The organism is Kluyvera sp. CHPC 1.251 (assembly GCF_036759945.1).
In the GTDB taxonomy this organism is placed as follows: Bacteria; Pseudomonadota; Gammaproteobacteria; order Enterobacterales; family Enterobacteriaceae; genus Kluyvera; species Kluyvera sichuanensis.
This window is the reverse complement of record NZ_JAPKIC010000007.1, coordinates 217291-237820: the sequence shown is the minus strand read 5'-3', so window position 1 is coordinate 237820 and position 20530 is coordinate 217291. Positions and strand designations below refer to the sequence as shown.

Annotated in this window: 20 protein-coding genes and 3 tRNA genes (1 of these 23 cut by a window edge); 13 read left to right on the top strand and 10 right to left on the bottom strand. The window is 57.3% G+C overall.

Annotated elements, in window-relative coordinates; genetic code table 11:
• The 3 genes from V6940_RS15460 to V6940_RS15450 all read left to right on the top strand — a co-directional run.
• Nucleotides 1-54, top strand: a tRNA-Val gene (locus tag V6940_RS15460) (it extends 123 nt beyond the left edge of the window).
• 5 nt (nucleotides 55-59) lie between these two features.
• Nucleotides 60-136, top strand: a tRNA-Val gene (locus V6940_RS15455).
• A 4-nt stretch (nucleotides 137-140) separates the two neighbouring features.
• Nucleotides 141-217 (top strand) — tRNA-Val (locus V6940_RS15450).
• 121 nt (nucleotides 218-338) lie between these two features.
• On the opposite strand, the gene V6940_RS15445 is transcribed toward V6940_RS15450, so the two are convergent.
• The gene (locus V6940_RS15445; protein WP_333496464.1) at nucleotides 339-1103 is read right to left on the bottom strand and encodes a DeoR/GlpR family DNA-binding transcription regulator; all 765 of its coding nucleotides are present in this window, start codon (nucleotides 1101-1103) and stop codon (nucleotides 339-341) included.
• A gap of 107 nt (nucleotides 1104-1210) precedes the next feature.
• Between V6940_RS15445 and V6940_RS15440 the strand changes: the two genes are divergently transcribed.
• The 5 genes from V6940_RS15440 (at nucleotide 1211) to V6940_RS15420 (ending at nucleotide 4189) form a co-directional block, all read left to right on the top strand.
• Nucleotides 1211-1624: a hypothetical protein gene (locus V6940_RS15440; RefSeq protein ID WP_333496463.1), complete on the top strand. Its 414-nt coding sequence runs from the start codon at nucleotides 1211-1213 to the stop codon at nucleotides 1622-1624.
• Nucleotides 1625-1734: 110 nt separating this feature from the next.
• The gene (locus V6940_RS15435; protein ID WP_333496462.1) at nucleotides 1735-2253 is read left to right on the top strand and encodes a phosphoribosyltransferase; all 519 of its coding nucleotides are present in this window, start codon (nucleotides 1735-1737) and stop codon (nucleotides 2251-2253) included.
• Between the two features lie 93 nt (nucleotides 2254-2346).
• Nucleotides 2347-2907 (top strand): fasciclin domain-containing protein, encoded by a 561-nt coding sequence (locus V6940_RS15430; protein WP_333496461.1) that lies wholly within the window; start codon nucleotides 2347-2349, stop codon nucleotides 2905-2907.
• A 59-nt stretch (nucleotides 2908-2966) separates the two neighbouring features.
• Nucleotides 2967-3515 (top strand): RNA polymerase sigma factor, encoded by a 549-nt coding sequence (locus V6940_RS15425; RefSeq protein ID WP_333496460.1) that lies wholly within the window; start codon nucleotides 2967-2969, stop codon nucleotides 3513-3515.
• Complete coding sequence (locus V6940_RS15420; protein ID WP_333496459.1) at nucleotides 3512-4189, top strand: anti-sigma factor; 678 nt, start codon at nucleotides 3512-3514, stop codon at nucleotides 4187-4189. Before V6940_RS15425 ends, V6940_RS15420 begins: the two co-directional genes overlap by 4 nt.
• A 41-nt stretch (nucleotides 4190-4230) precedes the next feature.
• Here V6940_RS15420 and V6940_RS15415 read toward each other — a convergent pair whose 3' ends face one another.
• The 6 genes from V6940_RS15415 to V6940_RS15390 all read right to left on the bottom strand — a co-directional run bounded on the left by V6940_RS15415 (nucleotide 4231) and on the right by V6940_RS15390 (nucleotide 12388).
• Entirely contained in the window at nucleotides 4231-6138 is a 1908-nt protein-coding gene (locus tag V6940_RS15415; protein ID WP_333496458.1) for a heavy metal translocating P-type ATPase, read from the bottom strand.
• Nucleotides 6135-7205 carry a protease modulator HflK gene (hflK, locus tag V6940_RS15410; protein ID WP_333496457.1) on the bottom strand — a complete coding sequence of 357 codons (1071 nt, stop codon included), beginning with the start codon at nucleotides 7203-7205 and terminating at the stop codon, nucleotides 6135-6137. Before hflK (V6940_RS15410) ends, V6940_RS15415 begins: the two co-directional genes overlap by 4 nt.
• Nucleotides 7202-8203, bottom strand: coding sequence for a protease modulator HflC (gene hflC / locus V6940_RS15405; protein ID WP_333496456.1), 1002 nt, complete (start codon nucleotides 8201-8203; stop codon nucleotides 7202-7204). Before hflC ends, hflK (V6940_RS15410) begins: the two co-directional genes overlap by 4 nt.
• A complete protein-coding gene (gene hflK / locus V6940_RS15400) occupies nucleotides 8200-10089 on the bottom strand; it encodes a protease modulator HflK (protein WP_333496455.1) in 1890 nt (629 codons plus the stop codon). Before hflK (V6940_RS15400) ends, hflC begins: the two co-directional genes overlap by 4 nt.
• Before the next feature lie 176 nt (nucleotides 10090-10265).
• Nucleotides 10266-11492 (bottom strand): multidrug effflux MFS transporter, encoded by a 1227-nt coding sequence (locus V6940_RS15395; RefSeq protein WP_333496454.1) that lies wholly within the window; start codon nucleotides 11490-11492, stop codon nucleotides 10266-10268.
• A 53-nt stretch (nucleotides 11493-11545) separates the two neighbouring features.
• On the bottom strand, nucleotides 11546-12388 hold the full coding sequence (locus V6940_RS15390; protein ID WP_333496453.1) for an SDR family oxidoreductase: 843 nt from the start codon (nucleotides 12386-12388) through the stop codon (nucleotides 11546-11548).
• Nucleotides 12389-12556: 168 nt separating this feature from the next.
• Between V6940_RS15390 and V6940_RS15385 the strand changes: the two genes are divergently transcribed.
• Nucleotides 12557-13462 carry a LysR family transcriptional regulator gene (locus tag V6940_RS15385; RefSeq protein ID WP_333496452.1) on the top strand — a complete coding sequence of 302 codons (906 nt, stop codon included), beginning with the start codon at nucleotides 12557-12559 and terminating at the stop codon, nucleotides 13460-13462.
• 16 nt (nucleotides 13463-13478) lie between these two features.
• Here V6940_RS15385 and V6940_RS15380 read toward each other — a convergent pair whose 3' ends face one another.
• Nucleotides 13479-14147, bottom strand: coding sequence for a carboxymuconolactone decarboxylase family protein (locus tag V6940_RS15380; RefSeq protein ID WP_442910825.1), 669 nt, complete (start codon nucleotides 14145-14147; stop codon nucleotides 13479-13481).
• 141 nt (nucleotides 14148-14288) lie between these two features.
• Nucleotides 14289-14816: an NAD(P)H-dependent oxidoreductase gene (locus V6940_RS15375; protein WP_333496450.1), complete on the bottom strand. Its 528-nt coding sequence runs from the start codon at nucleotides 14814-14816 to the stop codon at nucleotides 14289-14291.
• 142 nt (nucleotides 14817-14958) lie between these two features.
• Here V6940_RS15375 and V6940_RS15370 point away from each other — a divergent pair, with 142 nt between their 5' ends.
• From V6940_RS15370 to V6940_RS15355, 4 genes are all read left to right on the top strand, one after another.
• On the top strand, nucleotides 14959-15921 hold the full coding sequence (locus V6940_RS15370; RefSeq protein WP_333496449.1) for a LysR family transcriptional regulator: 963 nt from the start codon (nucleotides 14959-14961) through the stop codon (nucleotides 15919-15921).
• A 145-nt stretch (nucleotides 15922-16066) separates the two neighbouring features.
• Nucleotides 16067-17368, top strand: a complete 1302-nt coding sequence (locus tag V6940_RS15365) for a uracil/xanthine transporter (protein WP_333496448.1) — start codon at nucleotides 16067-16069, stop codon at nucleotides 17366-17368.
• Nucleotides 17369-17608: 240 nt separating this feature from the next.
• Nucleotides 17609-18856 carry a peptidase T gene (pepT, locus tag V6940_RS15360; RefSeq protein ID WP_333496447.1) on the top strand — a complete coding sequence of 416 codons (1248 nt, stop codon included), beginning with the start codon at nucleotides 17609-17611 and terminating at the stop codon, nucleotides 18854-18856.
• Nucleotides 18853-20043: an MFS transporter gene (locus V6940_RS15355; RefSeq protein WP_333496446.1), complete on the top strand. Its 1191-nt coding sequence runs from the start codon at nucleotides 18853-18855 to the stop codon at nucleotides 20041-20043. The genes pepT and V6940_RS15355 overlap by 4 nt, the downstream gene beginning before the upstream one ends.
• Nucleotides 20044-20113: 70 nt before the next feature.
• Here the strand turns inward: V6940_RS15355 and V6940_RS15350 are convergent, their stop codons facing one another.
• Complete coding sequence (locus V6940_RS15350) at nucleotides 20114-20320, bottom strand: glycogen synthesis protein GlgS (RefSeq protein ID WP_333496445.1); 207 nt, start codon at nucleotides 20318-20320, stop codon at nucleotides 20114-20116.
• Nucleotides 20321-20530 lie beyond the last annotated feature (210 nt).

Sequence of the window (20530 nt, the reverse complement as noted above, 5' to 3'; positions counted from 1 at the left end):
AGCACCACCTTGACATGGTGGGGGTCGATGGTTCGAGTCCATTCAGACGCACCATTAATGCGTTTATAGCTCAGTTGGTTAGAGCACCACCTTGACATGGTGGGGGTCGTTGGTTCGAGTCCAATTAAACGCACCATTATGCGTCTGTAGCTCAGTTGGTTAGAGCACCACCTTGACATGGTGGGGGTCGATGGTTCGAGTCCATTCAGACGCACCATTCTGTTTTATCTTCTCAATATCCTTCTTCAGAATTCATTCAAAACCGCAAAGTCGCCATCATTTCATTCGTGTCTATCGTGTAGCGAAATGGGAAGGTTTTCACCCTCCCGAAAGAATCGCTATTCGGCCCTTTCGATACGAATATTGCCGTTATCGAAATCCGCCGTCTGGGAGTCAGGGCTTACCACCATTACATCAATCTCTTCGCAGGGCACCACTTTATAGCGGGCCACCTGGGCTATTTTTTCTGCTGTGACGGCAGTAATTACCTCATTACTCTGCGCGATAACCTGCTTCTTAAAGCAGGCATCTTCATAATAGACCGCACTTAATCCCGCCTGCAGATCCAAGCCACAGACGCCGATAAATGCCTGATCGAAAACCATCTCCCGCACCTGATTCACCGTGTCTGAGCTGAGCGTACTTCCCGTTTTCGGATTCACTTTGCCGCCCAAAAGAATCAGTTCACCGTGGGTTCTGGCCCCTAATGCCGCGGCAATTTGCGGGCAGTTGGTGACAATCGTCAGTTCAATATCTTCAGGGATATACGCGGCCATCGCCAGGTAGGTCGAGCCGGAATCAATAAAGACGCAGGATTCAGGCTTCAACAGCTCCGCACATTTGCGTCCCACCAGCGACTTCTCAGAGACGTTTTGCTCAATGCGTGAGGCCAGTGAACTGGAGGCAATCAGCTGACTGACGGCACCGCCGTAGACTTTCTTGCACAGCCCTTGACGTGCCAGTTCCTGCAGGTCGCGACGAATCGTATGTTCTGAAACCCCAAGCTGTCGCGCCACATCAGCCCCAATCACCCGGCCGGTTTTCATCAGCAACTGGTGAATAAACGCCTGTCGCTGATCGGGTAAAGCATCATAATCAATCAAGATCATCTCCCACAAACGATCAATATATTGCACAATCTATCACAATGTATCATAGTGACGCTATCTGTTAGCCCACTGTTGCCGTCAGGCAGGACACTCCCGACATCATGGAGCATCGTGTGTGCATCACCTTACCCCAGGGTTTGAGCGCTCATCTACAGCAGCTTGAGCAGCGGACCCACGCCTGGTTTAGCGCTCAGCCCTTTACCTGTGCGGAAGACCTGTTGCTCAAGTATTACGACGAATCCCGGCGCGGCAGCCTGAAACCGCTGTATGCCACGCTCATCCAGCATGCCAGTGACCAGAAAATTACCATTCAACCGGCCATTACAGACTGCCTGACCCGCGCGGCCTCAGCGACTCTACCTGCACCAGTGCGCGCGGTACGCCTGGTCCTCGGGATGCTGACCTACTGGCTTTCGCAGTACCACAGCGGACAACACCGCGAGCTTCCCGAGACCCGCGAAGCGCGCGATATCATCGCCGGGATCTTGCAGGATACGGTGATTTCGGTCGGCTGAACGTCCGTCGATGTTTTCCGTGCAACGTCATGATGTTTACTGATAGCAGTCATGCGCGATTGTGATGGATTCACCATCGCTACCGTCAGAATCTCACACCAGGAGTTAACATGAACAATCACCGTATTGGCGAAATTATCCTTGATGAAGCAACAATTGCGGCAGGCGTCCGCAACGTGGCGATGCAGCTAAACCACGATTTTAGCGATGCCGTGGTCATTACCGTGGTGCCCGGCGGGATCCTCTTCACCGCTGACCTGACCCGGCAGTTAGATTTTGATATCAGCATGGACTATATCTCCTGCCCCCACACGCCGGGCGACCGCCACAACGGTTCGACCATCGTCTATCACCAGAATATTGATATTACCAACCGGCACGTCATCGTTATTGACGACGCGATTGAATCCGGCGGTACCATGAAACGCCTGGTTGCGCACCTGGCAGAACACTATCGCCCCGCCTCCGTGTCAGTTGCGGTACTGTTCGTGAAGCCGGGTCGCGTGGCAATCCCGGTAAAGCAGTACTATGCATGGGAGATGGAGAATGACGATCTGCTGGTTGGCTATGGGATGCCGTGGGAAAACAAATACCGTAATCGGCCTAATGTTGCTCGGCTGATAAAATAATTCATTTTTTTTGCATCCGTTTCCTTTCTTCATTCGTATTAACAGATGAGGGCACATAAACCCTTCCTAAAACAACCAATGAGGGAAGTGAAAATGAAACAATTTCTTAAAACGATGCTTTTTTCTACCCTGATCGTCAACGGTGCTGCTCAGGCAGCGATGATGGATAACAGCACGGTGATGGTCGGTGGTGCTGCCATGTACCCCTCTAAAAATATCGTGCAGAACGCCGTGAATTCGAAGGATCACACGACGCTGGTCGCGGCAGTCAAAGCCGCAGGGCTGGTGCCAACGCTGGAAGGTGCTGGGCCGTTTACCGTATTTGCCCCAACCAATACGGCGTTTGAAAAACTGCCAGCAGGCACCGTCGACTCGCTGCTTAAACCGGAAAACAAACAAAAACTCACCAGCGTGCTCACCTATCATGTGGTCTCAGGGAAGCTTGATATGAAAGCGCTGGAGAAAAAAATTAAAGCTGGCGGTGGGAAGGCGGAGCTGAAAACCGTTAACGGCGAATCGCTGTGGGTGATGGCAAACGGGCCGCACAATATTCAAATCAAAGACGTTCGCGGCAACATCGCCAATATCACGACCTACGACGTAAATCAGAGTAACGGTGTGATCGACGTTATCGATACTGTGCTGATGCCGTAAAGCATTGCCTATACTGTGTGCAGCCACTCTTGGTGTGGCTGCACCTTTAAGGGAATCCGATGACAGCTAATGCGCCTCATATTCATACCGGATTAATGAACCAGATAGCCTGCGGCGATAAAGATGCCCTGGCGCAGCTCTACCACCTTCTCTCTCCCAAACTGCTGGGCATCATTCTCCGCATGGTCAGACGTCGTGACTGGGCTGAAGAGATCCTCCACGATACCTTTATTCAGATCTGGCAATCGGCCATCTATTACGACGAGCAGCGCAGCGAACCGCAAATCTGGCTCAGCCATATCGCCAGGAACCGCGCGATCGATTATTTGCGCAAGCATGAGCATCGCTGTTGTTCGGTTGAGGAGATAAGCGAGGCCGAAGACGGTTTTCAAGCGCCGCCGCCCGGCGATGACGTGCATCAGGAGGCGCGTCGGCTACATCATTGCATGGACCATTTACCCGCAGAGCAACGCCAAAGTATTGCGCTGGCCTATTACCGTGGCCTGTCGCAAACCGAGATTGCCCTGTCGATGAACCAGCCGGAAGGCACGGTGAAAAGCTGGATCCGTCGCGCGTTGACCCACCTCAGAGAGTGTATTGGCCTATGAGCACAGAAGAGAAAGAAGCGCTGTCGGCCGCCACCTATGTGCTGGGGTTAATCGACCCGCTGCAGCGACGGCAGTTAGATAAACGTTTGGATGAGGACGCCGACTTCGCCGCTGAAGTCGCGCGCTGGCAGAAGGCGTTTAGCGCTGTTGATGTCACCACTCGTGACATTGCGCCCTCGCCTGAGCTTTGGCAGCACATCGCGCGCGATCTGGTGCCACATCAGACCGCTCCCGCTGCGTCATCGACGCGAGGCCGTCCGCTATTCTGGCTCGGCTGGGCGCTCGCCGCCGCGTTGGGCGGGGTCGTTATCTTCACTCAGGTGATTAAACCAGACTCGCCTCCTGCGTTGCAGACGATTGCTATCCTTAGCGATAAACAGTCAGAGCGGCAGTTCGTGGTGATGCTGGATAAATCGGTTTCCACGCTTCAGGTTTCTGCGCTGGATGTCACCTTGCCGCACGACAAAACGCTGCAACTGTGGATGATCAAAGGCAGCGCCCCACCGCGCTCACTCGGGCTTATCACCCAGCGCGACGGCAATACCTTCAAGCTCCCCGACGAGGCGCTGGATAATCAGACCGTTCTGGCCATCAGCCTGGAACCGCCAGGCGGCTCTCCGCTGCCTGGACCTTCCGGCCCGGTGGTGTATCAGGGCAACGTCAGAGCGCTGTAGCGCAAGAAAGAGCGTGGCAACGCGGTTTTGCCACGCTCGGTTTAGTGGGTCTCATCGAACTGCAACAAGCGCCCGGTGTTGAGTAGGACCAGCAGCGTGCTGAGATTATGCAGCACCGCTGCAATCAGCGCGCCAGCCGAACCCAGCAATCCCATCGCCGCCGCGGCGACGATCAGAATCGTCCAGCCCAACCCAATAAAGACGTTCACCTGCAGCGTCGAACGACATTTACGGCTCAGGCGAATAGCGCTCGGCAAGCGGCGCAAATCACCGCCCGCCAGCACCACGTCCGCCGACGCCAGCGCGATATCCGCACCGCTGCCGCCCATCGCGATGCCCACCGCACCAGCTTTTAACGCCAACGCATCGTTGATGCCATCGCCAACGACCATTGGCCGCCAACCCTCATCCACCATCTCCTGCACCTGACGCAGTTTTTCCGCCGGTAGCGCTTCAGCAGCCAATTCATTAATGCCCGCCTGCTGCGCCACGCGCTCGGCAACCGCTAGGCGATCGCCGGTCAGCAGCTGTACACGGTTAACGCCCAGCGATTGCAGCTCGGCAATCACCGCGGGCGCTTCCGGTCGCAGGGTATCTTCCAGCAGGAACCAGCCGAGGAAAACGCCATCGAGCGCCAACCCGACTACCGGGCCTTCATGCTCCGGTAGCGGCGATACCGTCACGTGATGCTGGGTAAACAGCGCCTGCCGTCCGAGTAGCGCAACGCCGTCATCGGTGGTCGCAGTGATACCAACGCCCTGAATCTCTTCGGCCTCACGCAATGCCATGTTACCCGGCGTGGCAACGGTCTCCGCCAGCACCCGGCTTACCGGGTGGTTACTGGTGGCACCCAGCGCAGCCGCCAGTTCAAGCACCCGTTCACGTGGAAGATCCGTCGCCAACACCGCTTCCACAAAGCTCAAACGGCCCTGGGTCAACGTTCCGGTTTTATCGACGATCAGCGCATCGACATCCGCCAGCTCTTCAAGAAATGCCGCATTACGGATAAGAATGCCGTGCCGCGCCGCGACGGCAATACCCGCCATCGCGGTGGCCGGTGCTGAAAGCACCAGTGCACAGGGGCACGCCGCGACCAGCACCGCTAACATCGCCTGGCTGTTGTAGGTTAAAAACCAGGTGGTCGCTGCAATCAACAGCACCAGAATAAGATAGTGACCCGCGTAGCGCTCGAGCATACGGGTGATCGGTGGTTTTGCCTGCTCAGCGTCCTTCATCAGGGCGATCACTTTGCCGAGCGTCGACTGGTCGCCGGTATGGCTGACTTCAACGCGCAGCAGGCCGTTCAGGTTGATGCTGCCCGCGAAAACGTTCATGCCCGAGGTGGCTTCAACCGGTACAGACTCACCGGTGATGTGCGCCACATCAAGACTGGCCTGGCCGGAAAGAATTCGCCCGTCGGCGGGAACCCGATCCCCCGGTCGCACCTCGACCATATCTCCGGCCTGCAGATGCTGGCTGTCAACGGACTCCAGTTCACCGTTGGCGCGCACGCGTCGTGCCTGGCTGCGCGTCAGCTTGCTCAGCCCGGCAATCGCCTGACGAGTCCCCATCACGCTGCGCTCTTCAAGAATGTGACCAAAAATCATGATCACCGGCAGCAGCGCGGCGGTCATTAAATCGCCCAGCGCCCAGGCACCGAGCATCGCCAGCACCACCAGAAGGTCGGTAACGCCATGCAGGTCCGGGTGCAGCAGGCTGTGCCACGCGGCGCGAAATACCGGTACCGCCACCAGCAGCCAGGCGACGCCAGCAAGAATATCGCTAATGCCGGGCTGGTCCGGGGCGATTGCCCGCCAGAGCAGGCTCAGCAACAGCAGGCCGATGGTGACCATGGTTAGCGTCAATTGGCGCTGCATGCGTCGCTGTTCGGCTGGCGTTTGCAGATTGCCGCTAAAGTGAATATGGCCGTGGCTACACTGATGGCTCATGGTTTTGCCTCGCTATTGGTTGGCGCAGCCGGCTGTGACGGCAATCCTTGCAGGATAAGACGGCTGTCGTCACCCGGTGCTACGGTAATCACCTGCCCCGCCTGCGCCAGAATATGAGCCACTTTGTCACGCCAGACGCGCTGGAGCAGCCCGCCATCGGTGCCGTCATGGCGGGCCTGAGCCAGTTGGACAATGGTACGGGTGTCAACGTTAGCCTGCGCCACAATTTCCTGGCCACGAGCCTGCGCCTGGCCCAGCGTGCGGTCAGCCTGCTGCTGCGCCTGTTGGGTACGCAGCGCCGCCGCCGTGCGGGCGCTGGCTACCGCCTGCTCCGCCTGCTGCCCGGCGGCCAGCACCGCGTTGAACGCCGCCACGGCGTTTTCTGGCAGTGAAGAGGTAATATCCACACGCTCAATACGAATGCCCGGATCGTTGCCTCCAGCGGCTAAGCGCGTCAGGCTTTGCGCCATCGCTTGCTTAAAATCACTGCGCAGCTGAATACGCTGCTGCGCCGCATGACTGTCGTTTTGCAGCGTCTCAGGTCGGGTCACCAGAATCGAGTCCAGATCGCGGCCCACGCACACCACCGCCGCCGCGCGTTCGGCCAGACGGTCAATCAATGGCTCAATATGCGGACGCTGTAGCGCAAACTGCACCGGGTCGTCGACCCGCCAGAACACCCGCACGTTAAGCTGCACCACGCCCGCATCGCCGGTCAGCAAATAGCCCGCACCGGCGCCCGCGTCGTTATCACGGTCCCAGCTGTTAATCTGGCTTAGCTGCTGCTCACGTTGTAACGCTCGCACATCGCGCTCGAGAATACGCTCCGAGCCCGGCACCTGCTCAACCCGTTCAATCGGGTACGGCCAGGCAAACAGCAGTCCCGCACCTTCCACTCGCACCGGCTTACCGAAGCGGTAGACCACCGCCCGGCTGTCCGGGGCTATCTGGTAGATACTGGAAAACAGCCATGCGCAGGCGGCAATAATCGCCGCCGCGTAGAGCGCAAAAAAGGCCAGGCGGTACGACTGCCCCCAGGGCGTGGATATCTGCGCATCACGCATCATGGTTTCGCCGTCTCTTTGAGCTCATCCGGCCCCTGCACCAGCGCCCGGAATGGTTCTGCATCGGTGCGCAGCACCATTCGGGTATTGCCGTTGACGATGGTGCTCAGCGTATCCAGCGAACGCAGCAGGTTATAGAGCTGCGGGTCGCTGGCCCAGGCTTTACCGTAAATCGTTGCCGCATCGCGCTGGGCGTTCGCCACAATGGTCGCCGCCTTGACCGAGGCATCGGCCTCCACAATGCGCCCATCACGATCGGCCTGGGAGTGAATCTCCGCCGCCAGACGTTTACCTTCCGCCGTACGCTCCGCCGCGATGGTTTCACGCTCGGCGCGCATGCGGTCAACGGTGGCATTGAGGGTCACCGCCGGTAACGTCAGCCGCTCAATGCCGGTCTGGATAACTTCAATACCGTAGCTATTGAGCAACTGTGCTTTTAGCTGCAACTGAAGCGCCTGCTCCAGCTGAGCGATTTTCACCTTGCTGCTGTCGACGTTGACGATATCCGCCAGCGCGTAGTTACTGGTGGTGGTTTCCAGCGCCGAGCCGATAAAAGTGCGAATCTGGCGTGCCGCTTCATCTGGCTGGTTCTGCACTGCGCGGATAAAACGCAGCACGTTGCCGTCATCCGGCTTCACCTTCCAGATAACCCAAGCCTGCACCAGCACCCGCAGCCCGTCTCGGGTACCCACATCCTGCAAGCCGCTGGAGGTAGAACGCACACGCAGGTCAACGTTGATTGGCGTTTCAAACGGCGCCGGTAAACGCCACGCCAGCCCCGGAGAAAGCAGCACGCGCTCCGGATTGCCAAAACGGGTCACCACCGTCGCGCTGCCCGCGCTGACGTTAAGCAGGCAGGCCGTCAGCACCGCCAGCGTCAGTAAAAAGGCCGCAATACCGAGCCGCAGCGCCCGCTTATTACGCAGCGGCGCGGGAGAGGCCGTCTGACGCACGCCCACTTTTTCCGTACGCTGCGGAGGAACGATAGAATGGATCTTCATGGTTTGCTGGCCTTCTGTGGTGCAGTGCTATCGGAAAGCGCAGGATACTGGCGCATATCCAGAACGGGTTCATTGGTGCCCTGAAGATGACTATCCAGGATGAGAAGCGGCGTATGGGCCAGCGTCTGGCTCAGAATGTGGTAACGGCGCTCAAGAATAAAGGCCTGACCGGCCTGCTGCCAGGCCTGGCTGTCGGCAGCAAACTGCGCGGCAGCGGCCTGGGCGCGGGAAAGATTTTCCGCCGCAAAGGCCTGCGCGTCGTTCTCGCGGGTTTCGGCGTTTTGTCGCGCACCGTTGGTCACCGTCACGGCATAGCCCCGCTCGCGAGCCACTCGAGCGCTGGCAGCAATTTGTGCAGCCTGCACGCCGTGATAGGCGTCGGCGGCCCCGGCTGGCGGATGGATCGCTTCGATACGGGTAGAGAGCAGCTCAACACCGGTATGCAACGCGGTTAAACGCTGCTGGATTTGCTGATTGAGCGTCGTCGCCAGGCTGGCGCGCTGCTCGTTAAGCAGTTCATCGAGCTGCTTGCTGGCAAACTGCGCCACCAGCACCTGACGGGCAATACTGCGGATCAGCACCGGCAAATCTTCTGCCTGATACTGACTGTTGAGCGCATCTTCATTGCGCAGCCCCACGCGCCAGATAAGACGGATATCCATGTTCACTATCTGGAAACTCTGCTTATCGGCGGCCTGGCTGGCAATCACCTGCGACTGGTCGGTCAGATGGCTACTGTCCCACAAACGCCAGCTATTCTGCGGCGCCGGGCCTTCTGCGCTGTCCGGCACGTCGTTACGCGCCTTCTGCTCCGGCTCATCGCTCAGGCGCAGCTCATGCACCGCGCCGAACTCCACGGCGCGAACCCGGCCAAACGGCCAGGGCAGACCGGCGTGCAGCCCCGGCGAGAGCACCGCCATCGGGCGACCAAAGCGCTCGTAAATTCCCCGCTGATGCAGCGGCACCTGCGTCAAGCCGCTTAGCAACCAGCCAAGCACCGCCAGCCCGCAAACCACCGGAACGATGGTTTTACCCATCAGGCGAAATGCCTGAACCTGACGGAGATCGATGCCAAAGCGTTGTTCCAGCGTGTCGAGGACAAAAGCCAGCGGGCGTAGCGGCCAGCGATACTGCGCAGCAAGCAGGCTGCGGGTCAGGAAATGGGGATCGGTGTCCTGCGGCAACGGCGTGGCCATCACCATCAGCACGCGCAGGAAATATTCCAGCGCGACCAGCAGTATCAGTAGACAGCCCAGCTTGATAAGCCACAACGTCAGCGTCGGCGAGTAGGTGACCAATAGCAGTGATCCGGCCAGCAGGAGCAGCAGGTTCAGCATGACGCGCGTCAGCCCGACATATTCCTGCTGGTAGCGCCAGTGGCGGATGGTCTTGAAAGAAATAGTGCGTTCGATAACCAGCAGGCCGAAGCTGATGACCAGCAGAATGCCGGGGATGCCCCGGCTTATCGCCGTGTCGGCTTCACTGGCGGGGCTGCGGTCCGCCAGGCCGGAAACGGCGAAAAATATCGCCAGCAGCGACAGCACTGCGGTCAGCGCCAGGTGGTTTTGGAAATAGTTCAGCCAGCCCTGTATGGCGGGAGGGAGCAACAGACGCTGCCGAGTTGGGGGGGCTTCATCGGTTTGCGCCGCAGGGGCTGGGCTCTCATAGCGTATGGCGTTATCAATAAACGCCAGCGCTACCAGCACGATAGCCAGCAGCAGTCGGAACGTGGGCAGCCAAAGGCCGGTTCCTGCGATTAACAGCAGGAACGCGTAAATCAGGCCGACCAGCAGCAGTACGCCGTAGAGGGAAAATCTAGCAATGGTAAGACGCAAAAACAGGCGCGGATGTGGCGCCTTATTCTGCAATAGCGGTGGTAATGACACCCTGATGCTCCCAATGGTTTCGCCTACCCGGCTGCAACACATCTGGTAATAGCAGGAATGGCAAACGGATGCGGATTTTGGCGTTACGATATAACATCATTATCATATACAAAACAGAATATAATAAGCCGCCGCAACCATTTTCGTATCAATATGTAACCGGATATTCCGTAGGCTTATTCCTGCGCCATCGTGCGGTGCTCTCCGCCTTTGCCTCTCATCACCATCACAAAACACAGCAGCGTAAAGGCCATCATGATCCAGGCCATCGCCCACGGCGTGCCGTCGCTAAACACCGATAGCAGCAGCGATGAGACGATCCCGCTGCCGTACTGCAACGAGCCTATCAGCGCCGAGGCCGAACCCGCCAGATTCGATGGCACCGTATCCAATGCGGCAGCGGTGGAAGCCGCGGCGACAATGCCGTTCATCGAGAAGAAGATAAAGATGGTCAGTACCATCGCCACCATGCCGCCAATATGCGTTTTCACCGACAACGCCAGCAGTACGGTCGCCAGCGCGGCCACAAAGGCGGCTACCCGCAACAGCGTATGCAGCGGGTGGCGCTGCACTAAGCGGCGGTTAACGGAGCTTAGCGCCATCACGCCGATAATATTGACTGCAAACAGCCAACCATAGTGCTGCGGGTCAACGTGGTAATAGCTGATATAGACAAACGGTGAACCGGCGATAAAGGCGTAGGCCGCCACGTAGAAAAAACTCACGCACAGGGTGTAACGCATAAACTCGCGGTTTTTCAACAGTGAAGCATAGTTACCAAACGCGCTGCTGATTGGCGTAGTCAGCCGTTTTTCGCCCGGCAACGTTTCCGGTAGCCACCACAGCGCGATAAACATCGCCGCCCCCATCACCACCAGCAGCCAGAACACCGCGCGCCAGGAAGCAATCGTCACAATCTGTCCACCGAGCAGCGGGCCAACCACTGGCGCAATGGCGCTGATGATCACCAGCGTCGAGAGCATCTGTGCGGCGCGGGTGCGGGCATAGAGGTCACGGATCATTGCGCGCGCCAGCATTGGGCCGGTACAGGCGCCAAACGCCTGAAACACCCGCCAGAATACAATCTGCGGCATGTCGCTCGACAGCGCGCAACCGGCAGATCCAATCACAAACAGAACCATACCAATAAACAACGGGATACGACGGCCAATACGATCGCTAATCGGCCCCCAGATAAGCTGGGCAAACGAGAAGCCAATCAGGAAGCCGGTAATGGTTAATTCGACGTTCCCCTGCAACTCAGCGGCCATCATTGGCATGGCGGGCAGGTAGATATCGGTTGAAAGCGAGGTAAATGCCATCAGCGCACCGAGAATCACAATAAAGAAGATCCCGGAGGTGGCGGCGCGTTTATTCGGCGTTGAGTGCTCTGTTCGGCTCATAATATCCTGACACAAAAGAAGAAACCGGCAGACGCGCGCTGCCGGTGAAGGGGTTACTCGCCAGCGGGGAAATCGGTCGATGCCGCAAGCGCTTGCTGCGTTTCAAAATCGGCAACGCGAGCCCGCAGCGTCGATATCGTGCTTTGCAGTGCCTGCGAGCCCAATACCATACGCAGCGGGGCCGGATTGACCTCCACGCTTTCAATAATGCGTGCCGCCATCCGCGCCGGGTCACCCGGTGCCTGACCGTTCGCCGGGTCGAGCATCTTAAGGAAGCTATGCGCCGGTGTCGCATCGTATTCCGGCATCAGGGTTGCAACCTGCGCGCTGCCGTAACGGAACTCGGTACGCGCACCGCCGGGCTCAACGATAGTCATTCCGATACCAAACGGCGCCACTTCTTGCGCCACGGCTTCGACGAAACCTTCAATGCCCCATTTGGTGGCGTGATACATCGAGTTTCCGGCGAAGGCCACCTGGCCGCCGTAGGAGGAGATCTGAATCACTCGGCCACCGCCCTGGGCGCGCAGATGCGGCAGCGCGCTGCGGATAAGCTGGATAGAACCAAGCAGGTTGGTATCAATCATTTGTTGCACCTGCGCGTCGTTCAACTCTTCCGCCGCGCCAAACAGACCGTACCCGGCGTTGGCAATCACCACGTCAATGCGGCCAAAGCGCGCCCAGGATTCATCAACCACCTGACGCACTGCTGCACCGTCGGTGACATCCAGCAGCGGTGCGCTGAAGGTCTCCGGCCACGCAGCCAGCAGGTCTTCCACCTTCGCCGTGCTGCGCACCGTGCCAATCACGCGTTCACCGCGCGCCAGCAGTTGCTGCGCCATTTCACGACCAAAACCGCTGCTTACGCCTGTAATAAGCCATGTCCGCTGATCCATAAATCCTCCTGCTAACCGTTGATATTTGCGCCGTCAGACGTTGCCGCCCCGCGTTTCGATGCCGTGATTATCCGCCGCAGATTATTACCAGTATATGAATATTTCCTGCTTTCAGAATTCCATTTCTGGATATAATAACCAGTAAACCCTTAATCATCAGGCCACACCATGCTCGATAAACTTGATGCGCTGAAAATTTTCTGTACTGCCGCGCAGACGCTCAAATTCCGCGAAGCTGCCACTCAGTTGGGCCTCGCGCCGCAGCAGGTCACTCGCGGCATCGCCGAGCTGGAAAGCCAGCTCGGCGAGATGCTGTTTTTGCGTAATACCCGGCAAATTAAGCTCACGCCGTTTGGTCAGCAGTTCTGGCCTAAAGCCGAGCGGCTGTTGGCGGAGAGCGAAGCGCTGTTTGCCGAAGGCCAACAGCGTAATGAGCAAGCCATGGCGGGCAAAGTGCGTATCACCCTGCCCCCGCTGTTTGAGAATCGGGATATTATCTGTCAGCTTCTGCATCAGCTGTCGGGCTACCCGGAGATTGCCATCGAGTGGCATAACACCGGTCGTCACCTGAATATTATTGATGAGCAGATTGACATTGGCATTCGTATTGGCGCGGTGCCGGATAACCGCTATATCGTCAAAACGATCCGCCCGGTCGGGGTGCAGATTGTCGCCGCACCAGCGTTAATCCAGCGGATGGGCGAACCCGCTGACCTCAAAGCGCTGCAGCTTCGCTACCCGTTGAGCGCACTCAGCAACAGCAACTCCGGCCGCGTCTGGCCGTGGCAGTTTGCCAACGACAACAGTTTCTTCCCGACCAATCCGGCGTTTGTCGCGTTTGATATCGACAGTGAGCTGGCGGCGGCGCTCGCCGGGCGCACCGTTAGCCAGTTGGCGGATATTTCCGTGCGCCCGTTCCTGCTGCGCGGCGAACTGGTGAATTTGCTGCCAGAGCTAAACTATCAGCCGTGGCAGCTCTATATATTTCGCCCCCATCTGCCGCTGCTCCCTGCCCGCGTGCGGCTGGTGTTTGATCTGCTGACGCAGATCCTGCGCGAGCACTTCGCGCATTAAGCCGAGTGCAGCGTGATCACTTCGCGGTTTCAGCAAGAAACTGCGCCAGAACCGTATTGGCATTGGCCGCCATGTCCGAAGAGCACTTCGCAGCCAGTACGGCGATGAACGCCTGAAGCTGCTCTGGGGTGATGCCGTTATGATGACTGATGGCAAAGTGACTTTTCAGCTGGCTTTCTGCGCCGGGAATGGCGGCCAGCGCAGAAATCGTCGCCAGTTCGCGTGCAGGCCAGTCCAGCACATCGCGCTGGAAGATATCGCCAAACAGATGCGCTTTCAGGTAGGTATCAATAGCCGGAGCAAAATCAAACAGCGGCCCGCTCACCGCTCTGCCCACCAGCGCCGTTTGGGTATCACGCCCGGCGGCCAGGCTATCCCATCCCGCTGCCGCTGGGGTGGCAGCCTTACCTTCTTCATCGACAATGCCCTGCGCCTGGCGCGCGTTCATCACCGACATAAAGCAGCCGAGGCCGTTGAGACTCCGCGGGAAACCGCAGTAAGCATAAAGCTGAACCAGCACTTCTTTGATCTCATTCACGGTCAGCCCAGCGTCCAGTCCTTCATGCAGCGCGGTGGTCAGTCGGGTCATGTCACCGCAGGCGGTCAGCGCGGCAATGGGGATCATCGCCTGCTGGCGGTCATTTAATGGGTTTTGCATCAATGCCTCTCCGAAGGGAGCCCGCAGACTCCCGCATGAACGGGTAAATGGGAAAAGTATAAAGCGTTAGCGTTAGGTTGATTAGCTGGTGAAATCAGAACTGGCCTATGAGCCAGTTTCATGAATGTCATCCGCGAGCGCCTCGAAAAAAAGCAGGATTTTCGCCGGTTATGCCGTCCGCAGTTCGGCGGCAAAACGTGCCTTAAACTCGCTCAGCTTGTCCTTATTACGGGCCGCCACCTCATAGAATGCCAGCGGCGAGCGGTAGTCCATGCCCACATAACGGGCGCTGGCTTTCATCGGGGTGAGCACCTCTTCCATGGTGCTGTTGAGCAGACCTTCATGGGAATAGGTGAATTCGCTCGCCCCCGCCGTGGTAACAATTTGCAGTTGTTTCGCTTTCAGCGCCTCGCCGCCGGGGCCAAAGGCCCAGCCATAGGTCCAGACCGCATTCAAATAGGCTTTGAGCATCGGCGTCAGGTTGAACCAGTGGGTAGGATAGAGGAACACCACCCGGTCAGCCTCCGCATAGGCTGCCTGCTCTGCCGCCACGTCGATATCCGCAGGGTTATCACCGTACAGCGCTTCCAGGTTACGTACCGTCACGTTTTCCGCCTCTTCGGCGGTCTGCTGCAGCGCATGGATCGCGCGGGATTGTGAGAAATAAGGATGGGAAACCACCACCAGTGTTTTCATATGTCGATGACCTTGTCGCGTTTATCTCGAATGACACGCAGTATGCGACGACCTATTGCTAACTTTAATAGGCCCTATGGTTGATGTACTTTCAACCTAAGGTTAATAATAAAGGCCACTACCCCTGCTATCGGAACCGGACATGGATCTTTCTCAGCGCGTACGCGCCATTACCTCGTTTATCGATGCAGCCGATGCAGCCGATGCAGGCAGCTTTGCCGCCGCCGCGCGGCTTCAGGGCGTGAGCGCCGCCGCCATCAGCAAAAATATCGCCGGGCTGGAGCAGGCGCTGGGGGTTCGCTTAATGAACCGCACCACTCGCAAGCTCAGCCTGACCGAAGAGGGGGCGGCCTTTTTGCAGCAGGCACGCATCGCCATCGAGGCGCTGGATACCGCTGTCGATACGGTTGTGGCCGGGAAAATGGAGACGCGCGGGCACGTGCGCATCTCCACCAGCGCGGCCTTTGGGCGCGAACAACTGCTGCCCGCCCTGCCGGGGCTGCGTCAGCGCTATCCCGGCCTTTCCGTTGAGGTGGATTTTGACGATCGGGTGACGGATATCGTCCGCGATGGCTACGATCTGGCTATCCGCGGCGGGCGCATTGTCGATTCGTCGCTGATTTCTCGCCCGGTTTGTCTGCTGAATATGGTGCTGGTGGCGTCACCGGCCTACCTGGCGGAGTGTGGCGTCCCGACCACGCCGGACGCGCTCAGACATCACCATCTGATCGCCCGTCGCTTTCTCGGCGGCAAAGTGTCTCCCTGGAACTTTCACGCGCCCGATGGCAGCCTGATAACGCTGGAACCGGACGCCGCCGTTGTCACCCTCTCAGCCCCCGAAGCCCAGCTTCAGGCGGCGCTACTGGGCCTGGGGATTGCGCAAGTTGGCGTCCACCACGCGCTGGCGTATCTGCAAAACGGTCAGCTAAAAACGCTGCTCTTCGGGCAACACGATACCGGTAGCTATGAAATGGTGATTCAGTACCCGCACCGGGCGCTGGTCGCGCCGCGCGTCAAAATGACCGTCGAATACCTGCTGGAGACGTTCCACCAGGATCCCAGACTGCATTTCCCCGTGGCCAGACTGGCGGAGTTTGCCGCATAGTCCAGAATAGATATATTCATCACACAAATATTGCATTTCATGCCGCATTTTCGGCATTTCATTCCCGTTTTCAGGCCGTTAATGCCTGAAATGTCTGACGGGCGACAAAAAGGCCTACAGTAGCGTTTATTTACAGGTGTGCCCTATGCCGAAGTCTCTGTTGCAACGTGAAAACCTGTTGTCCGGGTTTCAGTGGTTCTTCTTCATTTTCTGCAATACCGTGGTGGTCCCGCCAACGCTGGTTTCCGCTTTCCATCTGCCCGACAGCAGCCTGTTGATGCTGACCCAGTATGCGTTTCTCAGTACCGCAGTCGCCTGTTTACTGCAGGTCTTTTTCGGCCACCGCCGCGCCATTATGGAAGGGCCAACCGGCTTATGGTGGGGTACCATTCTGACCATCACCCTGGCAGAGGCCTCGCGCGGCACGCCGCTGAACGACATCGCCAGCAGCCTGGCGGTAGGGATCGCCATCTCTGCGGTATTGTCCGTTATTATCGGCATCAGCGGCCTCGGTAATCGCCTGTCGCGGTTGTTTACCCCGACGGTGATGGTCGCTTTTATGCTGTTGCTAGGTGCGCAGCTCACCACCATCTTCTTTAAAGGGATGCTGGGGCTGCCGTTTGGTATCGCCAAATCAACCGTCGGCCTGCAGCTTGCGCCGTTCGCCATTTCGACGGCCATTATGTTCTTCGTGATTGGCTTGATTGTTTTCTTACCCGCGCGCATTTCCCGCTATGCCCTGTTGATTGGTACGGTCGTCGGCTGGCTGGTGTGGCGCATCTGTTTCGGCGCGTCGGCCACCTCCTTCGGCGAACTGCACTGGCAACTGTTCCCGCTGGGCAGCCACGGTACGCTGTCGCCGGGGATTATTCTCACTGCGGTTATCACCGGTCTGGTGAACATCAGTAATACCTACGGCGCCGTGCGCGGTACCGATGTGTTCTACCCGCAGAGCCCTGCCAGCAGCGCGCATTATCGCCGCAGCTTTGTGGTTTCCGGGGTGATTACGTTGGTGACAGTGCCGCTGGCGGTGATTCCTTTCTCGCCCTTTGTCTCTTCCGTTGGCCTGTTAACCCAAACCAACGACAGCTCGCGAAAATCCTTTTTCTATGGTGCGCTGTTGTTCCTGCTGGTCGCCATGGTGACCCCACTCACCCGCTTCTTCTGCGCCATTCCGTTAGGTGTTAGCAGCGCGGTAATGCTGGTCTCTTATCTGCCGTTATTATATTCCAGCCTGGTATTTAGCCAGAAGGTGAAGTTCACTTCGCGGAATATCTATCGCCTGGCACTGCCTTTATTTATCGGGCTATTTTTAATGAACCTTCCGCCGGTATATTTACAGGATGTACCGCTCACCATTCGTCCATTGTTAAGTAATGGCTTATTGATGGGGATTTTGTTATCCGTATTGTTAGATAATATTATTCCGTGGGATCGTTTTAAATAATTGCTCCTGCAGCTCCCCGAAACTTCGGGGAGCACACGCGCGTTCTGCCTCACACACCGCTTTACATGCCAGCGTAATGTGCTATTAATAAGTATAGCTGTATGGCAAGTGATTAATTCAAAAACACATAACGCAAGCGTTTCCTGTTGCATAAGAGAGAACGGTAAGAAGCTTTTTATCCCATCCATCAAGATGTAAATAAAGTGTTTCTTTACGTAACCAAATAATAGGCAAATCGTAATGAAAAAACGTATTGATAGCGACAAAATAACAAAAACATTTCTCGAATATACCTTAATTAACACTACCTCCGTTCCCACCAGTCAGAATTTACCGAGTTGTGATAATCAATTTAAACTCGCACAACACGTCGCCAATCAATTTGCTCATCATGCTGGCGTTACCGTTGATATAAACCAACACGCTATCACCACCATTACGCTTCCAGCGAATATTGCCAACGCCCCTTCTATCGTCTTCTTCGCACATCTCGACACCGCACCTGACCATACCGGCGATACCCATGCCATTCGCGTGAACCAGTATGACGGGCAGGCCATCGTCCTGCCGGGCAGCGGCGAACGCTTCTCACCGGAGAACCACCCGGAGCTGCTGGACTACATCGGTCAGGATCTCATCACCACAGATGGCACCAGCCTGCTGGGTGCCGATGACAAAGCGGCGATCGCCGCCGGTGCCGAAGCGCTGCAGTACCTGATTGCCCACCCGGAAGTGCCGCACGGTGATATTCGTCTGGTGCTGCTGCCGGATGAAGAGATCGGCATACGCGGAGCGAAAGCGCTGGACGTGCAAGCGCTGAACGCCGACTTCGGTATCTGCCTCGACTGCTGCGGCGTCGGCGAATACGTGATTGAAAACTGGTACGCTGGGAGCGCACAGATTACGGTTAAAGGCACCACCGCTCACCCGATGAGCGCGAAAGGCAAGCTGGTGAACGCGCTGTGTATCGCCACGGAGGTGATTACCGCCCTGCCGCCAAAAGAGCGCCCAGAGCACACCGAGGGCCGCGAAGGCTACTACTGGCCGCACAAGCTGGTCGGTGATACCGCCAGCGCCACACTGGATATCGCTATCCGTGATTTTGAAATCGACGGCTATCAGCAGCGTAAATCCACGCTGCAGGCGATTGTTGCCGACCTCAAACAGCGCTGGGGCGACGAGCGCGTCTCCATCACGCTGAATGATATTTACGACAACGTGAAGCCGAGCCTCGACAAATCACCGGAGATTCTGGAAAACGTCAAACGGGCGATGCATAACCTCGGCATTACGCCAAAACCGCTGCTGATGCGCGGCGGCTATGACGGCAGCGTGATCACCCCGAAAGGTCTGCCGACCATCAACATCTTTACCGGCGCGCACAACTTCCACTCGACCAAAGAGTTTTTACCCGTTGAATCCCTGCGTCTGGCCGCTGAAATGTTGCTGGAGATGGTGGAACTGAGCACCGGTGAGGTTGGCGCGTGAAAAAGTGGACCATTGAATTCGTACTCTATGCCGTCTACATGGTGTTCGGCGCCGCCTGGGCCACCACTGGTTCAGTGATGCCGCAGATAATGGCTGATTTCAACGTAGATGTGTCGCACGCCGCGCTGATGTCGAACGTTATTCTGTGGGCCAAGATTGTCGGTGCCGTGGGCACTGCCGTGCTGGTTGCCCGCATGGGGACGCGCAAGTCGTACCTGTTGGGCTGCGTAATGATTGGCGTGTCGGTCTTTATTCCCTTCGTCGATAACTTCACCCTGCTGCTGGTTATTCGCTTCCTCGGCGGCCTCGGCGGCGCGGTATGCCTGGTGTCGCTGGTACCAACGGTGGCCCGCTTCTTCGATAACAAGATGGCGGCAACCCTGAACAGCATCAACTGCACCTCAAACATCATCGGCACCATCATTGCGCTGACGCTGGCGGGCTATCTATCCACCTTCTTCGGCGGCTGGCGCAACCTGCTGGCAGCCTACGGGGTGATTACCCTGGCGCTGGGCGTGGTGTGGATGCTGTGCTTTACTGACGAAGAGCGCAGCGAGCAGCATGCGGCGAACCTGAGTCGTGAAAGCAAGATGGCGGTGCTGAAAGAGGCTATTTTCAGCCGCATCGTGTGGGGGATGATTGCCCAGTACGCTGGCGCGATGATCATGATGGTGTTTATGTTCACCTTCCTGCCGCTGTACTACGCCAAATATGCGCATCTGCCAGCAGACTCACACGCACATCTGAGCGGCACGGTGAACCAGGTGGGGATTATGCTCGGCGCGCTGGTGGGGCCGTACTTTAAAAACCGCGGCTATCACTATAAAAACTGGCTGTTTATCTCCAGTATCTTTATGGCGGTAACGACTTTTGCCATGCTGTTCGCCACCAATGACATGGTGATTCTGGTGTGCTCATTCCTGACAGGCGGTATCTTTGCGACCTGGTTTGCGTTTATCTTCTCGATTCCGAAAGAGGGGCTCAAAAACGCCACCACGCAGACCGTCACCTACGCGATGTCCACCTTCTGGGTCTGCACCTTCCTGCTAGCCACCATCAACAGCCAGCTTATCGGCTGGTCGGTTGACCTGACCGGCGGCTTTACCGTGGGCTTTACCTACGTCTTCGCCCTGATGGTGGTTTCACCGATTGTGGCGCTGCTGGTCTTTCCCAAAAAAGCACGATAATCAGAAACAACAACGGGCACGATACTGTGCCCGCTTACCATGAAAAACGGGCCACCCGGCCCGTTAACGATTAACACACTTCAAGTACCTGCCGCTTCGCGCTTTCCGCCTGCGTTCGGTAGAATTCATACCGCGCACAGAACCACGTTCTTTGCTGCTCGTTCATATTGCCGGTTACTGCACCTATATCGACAGGGCGGCCTCGCGACTGCATTTGGGCAAAACTGCGGGCCAAAAAATCAAAGTTCATTAACGCCTGCTGATCCTGTTGTTGCATTGCATATCCCTCCGGTCTGATACTCGTTTTCAAGGCTATATGCTCTACTGTTTCCAGTATTCGCCTGTTATCAGTTACTTTTTGAACACTGCGTGCGCATTCCAGTCGCGCGCCGTCACACTTCAGCCATTTCCCTTTTTTCTTCACGAGCGGATCGTGCTGAATACGCGTACGGGTCCATATGCGGGTACATCAATCAACATTTTTGCA